This window comes from Mangrovibacter yixingensis, assembly GCF_020523985.1.
Lineage (GTDB): Bacteria > Pseudomonadota > Gammaproteobacteria > Enterobacterales > Enterobacteriaceae > Mangrovibacter > Mangrovibacter yixingensis.
On record NZ_JAIVKM010000001.1, the window covers coordinates 1,545,284 to 1,560,925 of the forward strand.

Annotated in this window: 15 protein-coding genes; 7 read left to right on the forward strand and 8 right to left on the reverse strand. The window is 47.0% G+C overall.

Annotated elements, in window-relative coordinates:
• Positions 1-137: 137 nt before the first annotated feature.
• The 3 genes from fabI to pdeR all read left to right on the forward strand — a co-directional run bounded on the left by fabI (position 138) and on the right by pdeR (position 5,576).
• A complete protein-coding gene (gene fabI / locus LC084_RS07145; RefSeq protein WP_226570501.1) occupies positions 138-926 on the forward strand; it encodes an enoyl-ACP reductase FabI in 789 nt (262 codons plus the stop codon).
• Between the two features lie 347 nt (positions 927-1,273).
• Positions 1,274-3,205, forward strand: a complete 1,932-nt coding sequence (locus tag LC084_RS07150) for an exoribonuclease II (protein WP_226570502.1) — start codon at positions 1,274-1,276, stop codon at positions 3,203-3,205.
• 379 nt (positions 3,206-3,584) lie between these two features.
• On the forward strand, positions 3,585-5,576 hold the full coding sequence (pdeR, locus tag LC084_RS07155; protein WP_226570503.1) for a cyclic di-GMP phosphodiesterase: 1,992 nt from the start codon (positions 3,585-3,587) through the stop codon (positions 5,574-5,576).
• Here the strand turns inward: pdeR and LC084_RS07160 are convergent.
• Complete coding sequence (locus LC084_RS07160; RefSeq protein ID WP_404808337.1) at positions 5,573-6,442, reverse strand: crotonase/enoyl-CoA hydratase family protein; 870 nt, start codon at positions 6,440-6,442, stop codon at positions 5,573-5,575. The genes pdeR and LC084_RS07160 overlap by 4 nt on opposite strands.
• A 507-nt stretch (positions 6,443-6,949) precedes the next feature.
• Here LC084_RS07160 and yciZ point away from each other — a divergent pair.
• Genes yciZ through osmB form a run of 3 tightly spaced genes read left to right on the forward strand, consistent with a single transcriptional unit; the run spans position 6,950 to position 7,647 of the window.
• Positions 6,950-7,129: a protein YciZ/DeoL gene (gene yciZ, locus LC084_RS07165; RefSeq protein WP_226570505.1), complete on the forward strand. Its 180-nt coding sequence runs from the start codon at positions 6,950-6,952 to the stop codon at positions 7,127-7,129.
• A 45-nt stretch (positions 7,130-7,174) separates the two neighbouring features.
• Positions 7,175-7,384 carry a hypothetical protein gene (locus LC084_RS07170; RefSeq protein ID WP_226570506.1) on the forward strand — a complete coding sequence of 70 codons (210 nt, stop codon included), beginning with the start codon at positions 7,175-7,177 and terminating at the stop codon, positions 7,382-7,384.
• 44 nt (positions 7,385-7,428) lie between these two features.
• Positions 7,429-7,647, forward strand: coding sequence for an osmotically-inducible lipoprotein OsmB (osmB, locus tag LC084_RS07175; RefSeq protein WP_226570507.1), 219 nt, complete (start codon positions 7,429-7,431; stop codon positions 7,645-7,647).
• Between the two features lie 70 nt (positions 7,648-7,717).
• Here the strand turns inward: osmB and yciH are convergent, their stop codons facing one another.
• From yciH to pgpB, 5 genes are all read right to left on the reverse strand, one after another.
• Positions 7,718-8,044, reverse strand: coding sequence for a stress response translation initiation inhibitor YciH (gene yciH / locus LC084_RS07180; RefSeq protein WP_226570508.1), 327 nt, complete (start codon positions 8,042-8,044; stop codon positions 7,718-7,720).
• Complete coding sequence (pyrF, locus tag LC084_RS07185) at positions 8,045-8,779, reverse strand: orotidine-5'-phosphate decarboxylase (RefSeq protein ID WP_226570509.1); 735 nt, start codon at positions 8,777-8,779, stop codon at positions 8,045-8,047.
• Positions 8,780-8,937: 158 nt separating this feature from the next.
• Positions 8,938-10,107 (reverse strand): lipopolysaccharide assembly protein LapB, encoded by a 1,170-nt coding sequence (gene lapB / locus LC084_RS07190; RefSeq protein WP_226570510.1) that lies wholly within the window; start codon positions 10,105-10,107, stop codon positions 8,938-8,940.
• A gap of 3 nt (positions 10,108-10,110) precedes the next feature.
• Positions 10,111-10,410 (reverse strand): LapA family protein, encoded by a 300-nt coding sequence (locus tag LC084_RS07195; RefSeq protein ID WP_226570511.1) that lies wholly within the window; start codon positions 10,408-10,410, stop codon positions 10,111-10,113.
• Between the two features lie 141 nt (positions 10,411-10,551).
• On the reverse strand, positions 10,552-11,295 hold the full coding sequence (gene pgpB / locus LC084_RS07200; RefSeq protein ID WP_226570512.1) for a phosphatidylglycerophosphatase B: 744 nt from the start codon (positions 11,293-11,295) through the stop codon (positions 10,552-10,554).
• A 201-nt stretch (positions 11,296-11,496) separates the two neighbouring features.
• Between pgpB and ribA the strand changes: the two genes are divergently transcribed.
• The gene (ribA, locus tag LC084_RS07205; protein WP_226570513.1) at positions 11,497-12,087 is read left to right on the forward strand and encodes a GTP cyclohydrolase II; all 591 of its coding nucleotides are present in this window, start codon (positions 11,497-11,499) and stop codon (positions 12,085-12,087) included.
• A gap of 93 nt (positions 12,088-12,180) precedes the next feature.
• Here ribA and acnA read toward each other — a convergent pair whose 3' ends face one another.
• On the reverse strand, positions 12,181-14,865 hold the full coding sequence (gene acnA, locus LC084_RS07210) for an aconitate hydratase AcnA (RefSeq protein WP_226570514.1): 2,685 nt from the start codon (positions 14,863-14,865) through the stop codon (positions 12,181-12,183).
• A 590-nt stretch (positions 14,866-15,455) separates the two neighbouring features.
• The gene (locus tag LC084_RS07215; RefSeq protein ID WP_319004400.1) at positions 15,456-15,620 is read right to left on the reverse strand and encodes a YmiA family putative membrane protein; all 165 of its coding nucleotides are present in this window, start codon (positions 15,618-15,620) and stop codon (positions 15,456-15,458) included.
• Between the last annotated feature and the right edge of the window lie 22 nt (positions 15,621-15,642).

Genomic DNA, 15,642 nt, shown 5'->3' on the forward strand with positions numbered 1-15,642 from the left:
GTGGAGCCCAGTCAAAATTGAGTGCCATAAGCGCAGATGAATGGGCTATAATTCTCGGTTGATTTGATAACTGCAAAAATTGCCTTTAATAATTTGAATTTAAAAGCAAATAAGTACTGACAATAAGGATTAAAACTATGGGTTTTCTTTCCGGTAAGCGCATTCTGGTTACTGGCCTTGCCAGCAACCGCTCCATCGCCTACGGTATTGCTCAGGCTATGCATCGTGAAGGTGCTGAGCTTGCTTTCACTTACCAGACTGACAAACTGAAAGGCCGCGTAGAAGAATTTGCTGCCAGCTTCGGTTCCAGCATCGTACTACAGTGTGATGTTGCTGAAGATGCCAGTATCGACAGCATGTTTGCCGAATTGGGTAACGCCTGGCCAAAATTCGATGGTTTTGTGCACTCTATTGGTTTTGCTCCGGCAGATCAGTTAGATGGTGACTACGTTAATGCCGTTACCCGTGACGGTTTTAAAATTGCTCATGACATCAGTGCTTATAGCTTCGTTGCGATGGCTAAATCCTGCCGTAAGATGCTTAATCCGGGCTCAGCATTGTTGACTCTGTCTTATCTGGGTGCAGAACGCGCTATACCTAACTACAACGTCATGGGGCTTGCAAAAGCATCACTGGAAGCAAATGTTCGTTACATGGCGAATGCAATGGGCCCGGAAGGTGTGCGTGTCAATGCCATTTCTGCTGGCCCAATTCGTACCCTGGCGGCCTCGGGTATCAAAGATTTCCGTAAAATGCTGGCGCATTGTGAAGCGGTCACTCCTATTCGCCGTACCGTTACTATCGAAGACGTGGGTAATACCGCAGCCTTCCTGTGCGCAGACCTGTCTGCTGGGATCTCTGGCGAAATTGTCCACGTTGATGGCGGTTTCAGCATTGCCGCAATGAACGAGCTTGAACTGAAATAACCCTTTTGGGTGTTTTTCGTTCAATTTAAAAGAGCAGTAAGAGCAGTGGTTCACTGCTCTTTTTTATACTTTTTACATTACCCTGGCAGGGCTGTTTTCCAGTCCGTTAACCTACTTTATATTGCCCGCTACCGAAGCTTATGCGGTTTACTCGCCCTTTAGTAAAGGGCATGCACTGAAGAAAAATGCTTGTGGAAAGTGTTTGTCCGGCCAGGCGGCTTGAAATCAGGTTACGTCAAGGGGAATAATTACACAGACAAGTGGGAACACAGGCAAACTTCGCTTGCTGCATTACCCTTATTCGCGTAAAACTGTCTGCCGCTCTTTAGGCTACCGATACCAATATTATGTTTCAGGATAACCCGCTGCTTGCGCAGCTAAAACAGCAACTTCATTCTCAAACCCCGCGTGCAGAAGGCGTGGTCAAAGCAACCGAAAAAGGATTTGGTTTCCTTGAGGTTGACGCGCAGAAAAGTTATTTCATTCCGCCTCCGCAAATGAAGAAAGTGATGCATGGTGACCGAATTATCGCGGTCATCCATACAGACAAGGACCGTGAATCGGCTGAACCCGAAGAGCTGGTTGAACCTTTCCTGACACGTTTTGTGGGACGGGTGCAAAAGAAAGACGACAAACTGTCTATTATCCCGGACCATCCGTTACTCCGTGATGCAATTCCTTGCCGCCCTGCCCGCCAGGTGAACCATGAGTTCCAACAAGGTGACTGGGCTGTGGCCGAAATGCGCCGCCACCCATTGAAAGGTGACCGCACTTTTTACGCAGAACTCACTCAATTTATCACCTTTAGCGATGACCATTTCGTTCCGTGGTGGGTAACACTTGCTCGCCATAATCTGGAACGTGAAGCGCCCGATGGTGTTGCAACAGAACAGCTTGACGAACATCTCGACCGCGAAGATTTAACACAGTTAGACTTCGTGACCATCGACAGTGCAAGTACCGAAGATATGGATGATGCGCTGTTTGTCCAGACAACCGAAGGGGATGTGTTGCAACTGACTGTTGCTATCGCAGACCCAACAGCCTGGATTGCAGAAAACAGTAAGCTGGATAAAATTGCCCAGATTCGTGCATTTACCAACTATCTTCCGGGCTTCAACATTCCGATGTTGCCGCGTGAATTATCTGATGATTTGTGTTCATTACGCCCAAACATGTCTCGCCCAGTTTTGGCTTGCCGCATGGATATTCTGGCGGATGGCGCAATTGCTAATATCCATTTCTTCGCTGCCACCATAGAATCTAAAGCCAAACTGGCTTATGACAATGTTTCTGATTACCTCGAGAAACAGGGTGACTGGCAGCCTGACTCCGAAGCAGTGGCACAACAAATCGGTCTGCTGGCTCAAATTTACCAACGCCGCAGTCAATGGCGCGAAACTCATGCTCTGGTCTTCAAAGACCGCCCGGATTACCGCTTCGTTCTTGGTGAAAAAGGTGAAGTACTGGATATTGTTGCTGAGCCACGTCGTATTGCCAACCGTATCGTTGAAGAGTCCATGATTGCAGCCAACCTTTGTGCGGCACAGGTTCTTAAAGAAAAACTGGGCTTTGGGATCTATAACGTCCATGCTGGTTTCGACCCATCATCAGTTGAACAACTTGCTACTTTGCTGAAAAACCATGGCATTGAAGCTGATGCCCAGGAATTACTCACTCTGCCTGGCTTCTGTACTCTGCGTCGTGAACTTGACAGCCAGCCAACCGCTTTCCTGGACAGCCGAACCAGACGTTTCCAATCTTTTGCAGAAATTAGCACAGAACCGGGAGCCCACTTTGGGTTGGGTTTTGACGCGTATGCAACATGGACATCGCCGATTCGTAAATACGGTGACATGGTAAACCATCGTCTCCTGAAAGCGATTATCAAAGGTGAATCAGTGGCTCGCCCAGCCGATGAACTGACCGTTCAGATGGCAGAGCGCCGTCGCCTTAACCGTATGGCAGAACGTGATGTCGGTGACTGGTTATATGCACGTTTTCTCAATGATAAAGCAGGTACCGATACTCAATTCAATGCTGAAATTATTGATGTATCCCGTGGTGGGATGCGCGTACGCCTGGTCGATAATGGTGCAGTTGCCTTCATTCCGGCGCCATTTATTCATGCCGTGCGTGATGAGCTGGTTTGTAGCCAGGAATTGGGAACTGTGCAGATCAAAGGCGAAACCTGTTACAAAGTCTCTGATGTAATTCGGGTAATTATTGCCGAAGTTCGTATGGAAACCCGCAACATCATTGCACGTATAGCTGGTTAAAATTCTGGATCAGGTGTGTTTCATGCACTGAGCACAAAAATCCAGTTTCTGGGCGCTACTTTTTATGGCTAACAATAGCAAAGGGGAAACGGTTATCCCCTTTGCTTCCCAGCATAATCAAAGCCTCCAATTGGAGGCTTTTTTTATCGTTTATCCTCAGAACTTCCTTATCTCAAATACGTTAGTGTATAAGATGGGTTGTGCTGATTATTTTAAGATAAATCCATGCAAGGATTGTGAGACGTCTCAGATTTGTTCATTCAGCAATGCTCACATCACTTGTAAAAACAATCAGTTTTGTAATTTTCGCCCTACTATATTAAGGTTGATTAGTTAACCGCACTAATTAATGTGCAACATTGTGGGTTCAGGAGAAACCATGAAAGACGATCTGGAGCAAAACCTCCTTTTTCGTTATTCAGGTAGCTACAGTCCTTTCTGGCGCTTACCTGCTGACAGCAATGCACTTCAGTTATCCGCAGCTGAGCACGCGGAAACATCACAAGTGGTTGCCCTTACCCAACAGCAGGCGGATCACATCCGTGAAATGACGGTAATCACTTCCAGCCAGACGATTCTGGTGTCTTTATTTGGTACCGATATAACGTTACACCTCGTTGGTCGCAAGCTGTCGCGCCACGAATGGGGAGGTTCAGTTTCCTGCTGGAATGATACTCCCTCAACAACCCGCGATTTAATACATGGTTTGTCTTTCGCTGAACAAGTTGTAGCCGAAGCGAACTCCGTTATTGTGGTACTGGACAAAAATGGCAACATTCAGCGTTTTAATCGTTTGAGCGAAGAGTACACCGGCCTCAAAGAACATGAAGTTGTGGGGAAAAATGTTTTTAAACTTTTTATGACCCCAACAGAAGCGGCTGCATCACGCCGTAATGTCAGTGCATTTTTCCATAATGGTAATGCTTATGAAGTTGAACGCTGGATAAAAACGCTGAAAGGCCAACGCTTATTTTTGTTTCGTAATAAATTTGTACATAACGGCAGTGGTAAAAATGAAATTTTCCTTATCTGCTCCGGTACTGATATTACGGAAGAAAGGCGTGCGCAGGAGCGCCTGCGTGTGCTGGCCAACACCGATGCCATTACTGGCTTACCTAACCGTAACGCGATCAATGACCTGATTGCTGATGCTATTGCGCAGCGAGGGGACACGCAGGTTGGGATTGTCTATCTTGACCTGGATAACTTCAAGAAAGTGAATGATGCCTATGGGCATATGTTTGGCGACCAGCTACTGCAGGCCGTTTCACTCGCTATTCTGGGTTGTCTGGATGGAGAACAGACCCTTGCACGCCTTGGCGGAGACGAATTTATTATTCTGGCGTCCAATACCACTCAGGTGGCTCTGGAGGCCATGTCGTCACGGATTATTTCACGCTTACGCCAGGCCTTTCGTATCGGGCTCATCGAGGTATACACGGGTTGCTCATTGGGGATTGCCATCGCCCCACAGCATGGTACTGACCGTGAGAGTGTCATCCGTAATGCAGACACGGCGATGTATACAGCCAAAGAAAGTGGCCGCGGTAAGTTCTGTGTTTTCTCACCGGAGATGAACCAGCGCGTTTTCGAATATTTGTGGCTTGATACCAATCTACGCAAGGCGCTTGATAAGCAACAACTGGTTATTCATTATCAGCCAAAAGTTACCTGGCGTGGGGAAGTGAGAAGTGTTGAAGCATTAGTTCGCTGGAAGTCTCCTGAACGGGGGCTGATAGGACCAACGGATTTTATCAGCTATGCTGAAGAATCTGGGTTGATCGTACCTTTAGGCCGATGGGTCATGCTCGATGTCATCCAACAAATAGCCAAATGGCGCAAAAAAGGGATTAACTTGCGCGTTGCGGTAAATATTTCGGCCAGACAACTTTCAGATCAAACTATCTTCAGTGATTTAAAACAGGCACTGGCTGATCTTAACTTTGAATACTGCCCAGTAGATGTAGAGCTGACAGAGAGCTGCCTGATAGAAAATGAAGAACTGGCACTCTCAGTGATTCAGCAATTTAGCCGGTTAGGAGCACAAATACACCTGGACGATTTTGGTACGGGTTATTCATCACTGTCGCAACTTGCTCGTTTCCCGATAGATGCCATTAAACTTGATCAGAGTTTTGTGAAAGAGGTTTATAAACACCCGGTTTCGCAGTCTTTAGTCCGGGCAATTGTTGCCGTGGCTCAGGCGCTAAACCTGCAGGTTATTGCTGAGGGTGTGGAGAGTAAAAAAGAAGACGCCTTTCTGATTAAGAATGGCGTCAATGAAAGGCAAGGTTTTTTATTTGCTAAACCTATGCCTGCAGCCTCTTTCGAGCGCTGGTATAAACGTTATCAAGCAAGAACTGGTTTTTAACTTGCCTTGCGGATCGCCGTGGCAACATGGCGATCCTGTAACATAACCAGTCTTTCCATATAACTTATATCTCTGCTTTCGAGTGTAAAGGCGCTTTCAACCCAATCCTCAGTGATATCCATTAATTCCGAGCGCGGTAGCGTCATTACTCTGGCTCGGGCGCGTAACATAGCCCTGATACCATTCAGTTTGGTACGGAAAGTATCTATTAGCGTTCGGGTTGCAATATACCCATTTCCGGGTTCAAACAGTTGGTCCACCAGACCATGGTTATGGTACCACTCTGCAGTATGAGACTCGCCTTTGTAGATAAGTTCCTCGGCCAGTTTCATACCTGAGCGCCGAGCTACCAGTGAATAAGCCCCCATACCCGGGAAGAGGTTAAAGGCAATTTCTGGAAAGCCCATGCGAGCATCATGTTGTGCAAGCACAAAATGATGTGCCAGAGCAGCTTCAAAGCCACCGCCAAGAGCGCTGCCCTCAACCATAGCCATACTGATAGCACCTGTGTCAAAGCCTCGTGCAGCGGCATGTACGCAATCAACACAAGCTCTTGCATAAGCACGTAGCGCCTCACGTTTACCGTTGCGGATACAATCAACAAAGAAATTCAGGTCACCGCCTGTATTAAACATTTCGGGTACCAGTGAGCCTGTTACCCAGAAATCAACGGCCAAACCTAGTTTTTTCACCAGATAACTCAGGTTCATAATCTCCTCAATGAGTTGATGATTAAAACATGGGCGGGGCTGAGAGCTTAGCATCATCCAAACAGTGCGCCGTTCCTCTTCGTAATAGCCCACCAGTTGAGTAAAACGATCTGTATCAGTAAAGCGTTCACAGCCCGGTTGGTTGTTTAATATCATAGTCATATCCTGCCAAATTCATCATAAAGATAGATCTAATGGGTTTAGATCCCCTTGTTGAACAATGGATTGCCACTGTCTGGCTTACTGTTCAGCAACTGAGAGTTTGCGGCAAAATTGACATAGGTTCATTGCCAGATAATATTCCGACGGCTGACTGGTGGGTAAAACAGCAATATTATGCAAAATGAAGCGGATTATCCGGTCGAAAACCAGTGTGATTAATACCCAAGTGCTTATAGATTCATCTTAACAGACAAAAATTGAATGACAGCTATGACTCAAACATATAATTAAGCGCTAAAACGTCTTTGCAGATATAGATTTATGCTTCTCGGCCCACCGGAATTAAGGCACTATAAGCAGATTGCAGTTATGTGGGTCGTAGACATAAGCAGGCTGCGGTTGAATAGGATCACCCGGTCTGTACACGTTGTACTGTGAAGTTATCGGCAAGTGCCATCGTTCTGCATGCTGATGTATAAAAATGTTTTTTGAGGAGGCTCTATGGCAGAATTTGACCCCCAAGAATTGGCCGCACGAATTGATACAGTATTAAATATTCTTGTGGCTGGTGATTACGCTTCAGCAATCAATAACCTCGAGATACTTAAGCAGGAGCTGGAATCGCAATATAGCCAGTCCTCTGACAAAAAAGGCACCCCTCCCTCTCCGTGGGAAATTTGAACTGCATCCGGTGCCTTGCGCATCGGAACCCACTCCAGAAGTCACATGTTCTGCTCAACCAAACTTTCACAGCAAAACAGCGCGATAACCACGCGTGATCATGCTGCTCACCTGGTAATTATTTGGTATTCAGGATTATTCCTGGCAGTCATTAAGACTATTTACCTGTTTCAGCTACCCGCGAAACTTACAATACAACAAACCGCGATGATGGTAATTCGTTGCTTTCGTGGTTTGCAGCATCACGATGGCTGATATCACTAAGATGCCGTTGTGAAGTAATTACTCTGGAGAATGTTATGTCAGTTTCTAGCAAAAAAATTGCCTCAGCGGCGTTAGCCTTAACTCTTGCGATGTCGTTATCTGCCTGCTCACACTGGTCCAATCGTGACCGAAATACCGCAATTGGTGCGGGTGCGGGTGCAGTTGGCGGGGCTGTTCTTACAGGTGGCAGCACACTGGGTACATTAGGCGGAGCTGCTATTGGCGGTATTATTGGCCACCAGGTTGGGAAATAAACCAAACAAAAAAATCACCCATAGCTGGCATGGATGGCCAGCTATAAAAGGTTGTTCTGCCAAACGGTGATTACCCACCAGCCAGCCTTACTTTGAACCCTTGAGCTTCAAGGGTAGCTTTCAGAAGTTCACGCTTATCCCCCTGAATTTCAATCACCCCGTCTTTTACTGAGCCACCACAGCCGCATTTTTTCTTAAGATCTGCTGCAATTTTTGCAATGGCGACATTGTCTGCATCAATCCCACTAATAACACAGACTCCTTTACCTTTACGGCCACTGGTTTGCCGCTGAATACGAACGACCCCATCACCCGTGGGCCGTGATACAGGCGTTGGGGTTTCTTTGATGCGCCCGGTTTCTGTTGAATAGACCAGGCGGCTGTCTTTATCACTCATTTATAACCCCTTCAACGATGCCAGAATGGATTTAAGAGCCTGTGCCGGGTCTGCAGCACGTGTTATTGGTCGCCCAATGACCATATAATCAACACCGGCTTCCTGCGCTGCTGCAGGGGTCATAATACGCCGCTGATCACCCGCATCACTTCCTTCTGGGCGAATCCCCGGAGTGACCAGACGAAACGATTGGCCAAGAACCTGTTTAAAGCGCACTGCTTCCTGGGCTGAGCACACTACCCCATCAAGCCCACATTGGTTGGTTAACCGTGCCAGACGTTCTGCATATTCTGCTGGAGTAACAGTAATACCAAGGTCTGCGAGATCAGAGGCTTCCATGCTGGTAAGCACAGTTACGGCAATGAGCAAAGGTGCGTCTGCGCCAAAGGCCACCAATGCTTCTTTCGCTGCCGTCATCATTCGTGCACCACCGCTTGCATGTACATTCACCATCCACACGCCCAAATCAGCCGCAGCCGCAACAGCTCTTGCTGTTGTATTGGGAATATCATGAAATTTAAGATCGAGAAAAACATCAAAATCACGCTTGTGAAGTTCGCGAACGAAATCCGGCCCAAAACGGGTAAACATTTCTTTCCCAACTTTCAGCCGGCAGTCATTGGCATCGATACGGTCGACAAAGGCAAGTGCCTCATCTCGTTTGTCATAATCAAGGGCGACAACAATGGGTGAGTTCGTTTTGTGCCGGAGGGAAGATGCAGCAGATAACGTCATAGTCGAATCCTGTTCTGGTAACGTAAGCAAACGGCAAGCATTCTACCTGCCATCATATAAAAATGACAGGTGCTTTCCCCTGCAAAGCTATTGCACAGTGCTGATGCATAAATTAGATTTACCTCACAAGTATGTTGTAACTAATGTGTATGAAAAAATTATTGCCCGTCCAACCCGCGGATTGGTTTTACAGAAGACCATTCACGGCATGATGGACAGTGCCAATATAATGTGTACGCAGTAAAGCCACACTTCTGGCAACGGTAGCGAGGTTTGCTGCGCAATTGTTCACCCACCATATCCCGCAGAACAACCAGGCTTTCACGTGCTCGCCCTTCTTCTGCATCATTCAGGTGATAATCCATAAGTTGGTGGAATACGCGCATGGTGGGATGTTGCTGTAGCTGTTGTGTGATATAGACTTGTGCCGCTTCATGGCCTTCATGCTCAGCAATAATTTCTGCCAGCATCAGCTCTGCAGTAGCACCGGCATTTTCTTCAACGCACCGGCGTAAAAAAGTTACCCATTCAGCTTCACGGCCTGCCTGTTGGTAGCATGTTCGTAACATTTCCAGGATTTCAGGAACCAGCTCTTTATCTTGCTCGGGTACACGGTGTAACTGCTCAATAGCTTTACGGAAATCACACTGGTTCATATATATACGCCCCAGCATGATGGAGATCCTGGCACTGTTTTTATCTGCCGCATCCCCTTTTTTCAAGAATGTGAGTGCCTTGTCAGTATCATCACAGCCCAATGCCTGCAGCGCCAGTTCACAGTAGAAATGGGCAATTTCCATACGCTGGCGATCTTTACCTAATTTAACAAGGCGTTCTGCTGTATCAATGGCTTTTTGCCAGTCACTGGTTGACTGGTAAATTTGCAGTAACTGTTGTAATGCCCCGATCCGGAAGTCGGTTTCGTCTGTCAGTTGAACAAACATACTTTCGGCTCTGTCGTACAACCCGGCTGCCATATAATCACGGCCCAGTTGTTGAACAGCCAGCAAGCGTTGCTCATAAGACAGCGAAGCACTCTCCATTAAAGCCTGGTGAATACGAATTGCCCGGTCTACTTCGCCACGAGAACGAAACAAGTTGCCTAATGTCAGGTGAGCTTCTACCGTTCCTGTATCTTCCTTGAGCATTTCAAGAAACAGATCAACCGCTTTGTCTTGTTGGTTGCTCAGAAGAAAGTTAACCCCGGCAACATATTCACGCGACAGCCGGTTTGCTTCCTGTTGCTTGTCCTGCTGAGCACTACGGCGCCCCATATACCAACCATACGCAGCCGCCACAGGTAAGAGCAGGAACAACAATTCGAGCATAGATTAACCTCGGGAATCCGACGCAGTTACCTCATCAGAAGCTGGCGAGATTTGCTGTTCAAGGCGTTTAATTCTGCGTTGCGCACGCCCTAAAGATAACCGAGTCTTCAGCCAAAACAGGGCACAAATGACCCAGCCAACAATAAAACCGAGGCCAAACAGCGAAGCCATAAGCGTTGATATACGGTATTCGCCCTGAGCAATCAGGAAATTGAAAGTGACTTGCTGATCATTTTGTGCCCCCAAGGTAATTGAGATAACAAAAATAACCAGCACGACTAAGAAGATAAGAATATATTTCACACGACTTCCCGTAATGTGGAGTAGCGCGGCAGGTTACGCCGCCTTAAATGCCTCATTCTACCCTATAAATTATCATTTACCTGGGCTTGCGCAAAATAGAAAACAAGGCATTCGTTGTAGATGGTGATGAAAGTAGCGAAATCAAGTCTCTTTATAGTGATTTTCTCGAGCTGATAACCCAGGACACCAATGCTCAGTAAGCTTGCAAGCAAGCAATATAATGGCCGCAGAAATCCCCGTAGCCATCAACAAGTCCCGGGGCCAGTGCATCCCGAGGACCAGCCGGCTCCCCATAACACCCACAGCCCAGGCAAAAATAAGTATAACGGTCAGATGGTGGCCACGAGGCCAGAGTAACCCAATAGCCAGCAGTGCCCAACTGGCAGCAAACATTGTGTGCCCGGATGGAAAAGCGAAACCCGTTTCTTTTTCCCAGTGTTGCCTTAACCAGGAAGGTAATGAAGGACTATCACGTAATTGTTGAGCCACCAATGCCGCACGCTGGTGCCGCTTCAAACTGTAAAACTGTTCTACCGTAGTATGATGCTGTTGCTCAAGCCAGACCACATAAGGCCTGGGTTCCTGAACATTATCTTTTATCACCGATTTTATACCCTGCCCCGCGAGTATGGCCCCACCCAGAATAACCAGCAGCATCGCAGCAGATTTTAACCTGAACCGTAGACACCATAAGAACCATCCACACAGGAGGCAATGAGTAAGAATGCCTACAGGTTGTGTCACAGTTTCAGTAAGCCAGAACAGGGGTAATAACCAGGCAGGAAAACCATTGGGTTGCCAGTGCCAATGACTAAGCAGAACTACTAAAGGCAATATCATTAGCAGTAACATACCTGACAAAATTCGAATCACTTGCGCTGACATCCCGTCTCCACTGTTCTGTAAGGCAAAGGCAGAATACCTGAATTGTGCACACAAGGGTAAACATATCCAAAAACAACGAGGTAAAAATAGCCCCACAAAAGCCAATGAAGCGAATTGCCGCAGGTTATGGCAAAATGCAGGATAATAAAAGTAGGCCAGCTTTCTGGCCGGCATAATTTGTGCTGTAAACTGGAGATTCACATGCAGCTTAAACGTGTGGCAGAAGCCAAACTGCCTACCCCATGGGGCGATTTCCTTATGGTGGGTTTTGAAGAACTGGCAACGGGCCAGGACCATGTTGCACTGGTCTACGGCGATATCAACGGCAAAACACCTGTACTTGCCCGTGTACATTCTGAGTGCCTGACTGGTGACGCATTATTCAGCTTGCGTTGCGACTGTGGATTTCAACTAGAAGCGGCACTGGCTCACATTGCCGAAGAAGGCCGAGGAATTTTACTGTATCACCGTCAGGAAGGCCGGAATATTGGGCTGTTGAATAAAATTCGGGCCTACGCCCTGCAAGACCAGGGATATGATACTGTCGAAGCTAACCACCAGTTAGGCTTTGCTGCCGATGAGCGCGATTTCACCTTATGTGCCGATATGTTCAAATTGCTCGGGGTTGAAGCTGTTCGTTTATTAACCAACAACCCCAAAAAGGTGGAGATCCTGACTGAAGCCGGGATAAATATTGTCGAGCGAGTGCCTCTGATTGTAGGTCGTAACCCCAACAACGAACGTTATCTGGCAACAAAAGCGGCTAAAATGGGCCACTTGTTATCTGAATAACACTTTTATCTGAATAACATTGTTGTCAGAATTAACACTGTTGTCAGAATAACGCTGTTGTCTCCCGGCAAGCGCATCTTGCCGGGAAATCTCTTACACTGCCCCCGCCATTTTGCGAATAACGTAATGTAGTATGCCTCCGTTGCGGTAATACTCATGCTCATTACTGGTATCGATTCGGCACAAACAGTCTACTTTCTGGTGTTGTCCATCACGGGTAAAAATCACATTAACAGTGCTCCCAGGGGCTATCTGGTCAATACCATCAATTGAGATTAACTCCTCGCCAGTGATACCCAGGCTTGTTCTCGACTCACCTGCAGGAAATTCAAGTGGCAGTATCCCCATCCCAATCAAATTGGAACGGTGGATTCGCTCAAATGATTCCGCGATCACAGCTCTCACACCCAGCAACCGCGGGCCTTTAGCGGCCCAGTCCCGGCTGGAGCCAGAGCCATACTCTTTACCTGCGACCACAACCAATGGAACACTTTCAGCCTGGTAAGCCATTGCTGCATCGTAGATAGAAAGCGTCTGTCCATCAGGTAAGTGGCGCGTAATGCCGCCTTCTTTACCAGGGACCATTTCATTACGAATACGAATATTTGCAAATGTACCGCGCATCATTACTTCGTGGTTACCCCGGCGCGAACCATAGGAGTTGAACTCCGTTGGCTGAATACCATGCTGTTGCAAATAAAGCCCAGCAGGACTCTCAGGCTTTATATTCCCTGCCGGTGAGATATGGTCAGTTGTCACAGAATCGCCCAGTACAGCCAGCACACGGGCGTTAACAATAGGCTCCTGTGGTGTTAGCCCCCCTTGCATGTCATCAAAAAATGGCGGGCGCCTTATGTAGGTTGAATCCGTTTGCCAGGGATAGGTTTCACTGCCTGCTACGGTGATTTCTCGCCATGCTTCTGTACCGGTAAATACTTCAGCATACTCCTGGCGGAACAACTGGCTGGTAACAGAAGAAACCGCCTCAGATATTTGCTCATTTCCAGGCCAAATATCTTTCAAATATACCGGCTTGCCATCTTGCCCATAACCTAACGGATCATGGCGAAGATTGCAGTTCATATTCCCGGCAAGTGCATAAGCCACAACCAGCGGCGGTGAAGCCAGCCAGTTTGTTCTGACCAGCGGATGTATTCGCCCTTCAAAATTTCTGTTCCCGGAGAGAACGGCACCTACCGTCAGATCACCCTCTTTGATTCCCTCTTCTATTGGTTCCGGGAGTGGGCCTGAATTACCTATGCAGGTAGTGCAACCATAACCGACAAGGTTAAATCCAAGCTTTTCCAACCATGGCATCAAACCGGCAGCTTGCAGGTAATCTGTGACTACCTTTGAACCTGGAGCCAGTGAAGCTTTAACCCAGGGTGCACGGTGCAGCCCTTTTTCAACAGCATTTTTGGCCAGTAAGCCAGCCGCGAGCATAACACTTGGGTTTGAAGTATTGGTACAGGAGGTAATTGCTGCAATGACAACAGCGCCATCTTTCAGCGTGAAAGAGTCACCGTTAAAAGTGACCTCCGGCTGCTTATTAGTGGATTCGCTATGATTGATTGAGAGTTCACAGGCTTGTTTAAAAGCACCTGGCACATCACCCAGTGCAACACGGTCCTGTGGGCGTTTGGGCCCGGCAAGGCTTGGCTCTACATCAGCCAAATTAAGATGCAGAGTGGAAGTAAAGCGTGGTTTATCGCCAGCTTCACGCCACAGCCCCTGAGCTTTAGTATATTGCTCAACTAAACCAACGTGCTCATCATCGCGGCCTGTCAAGCGCAGGTAGTCTAGCGTGACATCATCAACAGGGAAATAACCGCAGGTTGCGCCATATTCCGGAGCCATATTAGCAATGGTCGCCCTGTCAGCAAGGGGAAGCTCACTCAGCCCATCACCGTAAAACTCCACAAATTTACCCACTACGCCATGTTTACGCAGCATCTGGGTAACAGTTAACACCAGATCTGTTGCGGTAATACCTTCAGCTAACTGCCCTTGAAGTTCAAAACCAACGACATCAGGTATTAGCATAGAAACAGGTTGCCCTAACATCGCAGCCTCTGCTTCAATTCCCCCGACACCCCAGCCAAGAACCCCCAAGCCATTTATCATTGTGGTGTGGGAGTCAGTACCAACCAGTGAGTCAGGGAAAGCTGTCCATTCGCCATCTTTGTTTTGCTGTGACCATACAGTTTTACCAAGATATTCAAGGTTTACCTGGTGGCAAATGCCTGTACCTGGTGGGACAACTCGAAAATGGTCAAATGCCTGTTGCCCCCAGCGTAAAAACGTGTAGCGTTCATGATTACGTGACATCTCCAGCGAGACATTGTGTTCGAACGCGTGTGAATCACCAAAATGGTCAACCATCACTGAGTGGTCAATCACCAGATCAACGTTTGACAATGGGTTCACTTGACGGGCGTCACCGCCTAACCGGGAAACAGTTTCACGCATCACCGCAAGATCGACAACGGCAGGTACACCAGTAAAATCCTGCATCAGAACTCGTGTTGGTCGCCAGGCAATCTCACACCCAGCGTGACCGCCAGTGAGCCAACTGACCAACGCATCAATGTCACGCTGAGTCACTGTTTTTTCGTCATGAAACCGTAGCAGGCTTTCCAATAATATTTTCAGGGATTTGGGCAGTAAGGACAATTCGACACCCAGCTGGTGCTCAGCCTCAGCGAGGCTGTAATAGGTGTACTGGCGGTTATTTAAGTGAAGTGTTGCCTTACAGGCTTCTCCTGTTTTTAACGACATAGTGCCTCCTTAACGAACAAGTCCGGCATTCCCCTTACAGAGACAGGGATTTATCATTAAAGATAACACAAAAAGACGTTAACATTTTCGCAACAGCACGAACCAGCACACTGTTCATGGATTGCTGTAAGGTATATGGGAGAGTTGCGTGAGTGATAGATGAAAAAAAAGAATCATCAATTCGGTCAATTACAAATTGTGACTAATATCTTGCTAATAAATATACTTGCGTTAAATTTATCAGCATCGATCACATATATTTATGGCCTTTTCTTAAAATAACCTTAAGCCTAAATGTGTAATTGACATACTCCTAAGAGAGTATTGCTGTGTGTAGTGTGAATAAATAATCAATAAGAAACGTAAATTACTTGTTTTTATGCATTGGTTGTTACGTGATATGTAACAAACTTATAGATTGTCATCTTCTTTCAGAAAAGCATCAATGAATGCTCTTTGTTGTTGATTCAGCTCCCAAGATTCTGGGATTTCAACTAACTCTTGTTTCCTGGTTTTGGCAGTTTTATCAAAATGTGAGACCGCAATAGCCTCTTGAGAGGATGTATTTTGTTGCATGCACATATTAATTATCACCAATATTTCAGGACTAAGAAAATTACAGCCACCCAGAACAGCGCAGATACAGTAAAGGCTGCAAGCCAGGCTTTACGCTTTGCGGAGAACTGACCACGTGGAGATTGTTTTCCTGATGACATCGCCGTCCTGATTACTTCTGTATTGCTAATCATTTTCATTTGGAACTACCGTAAATGTCGT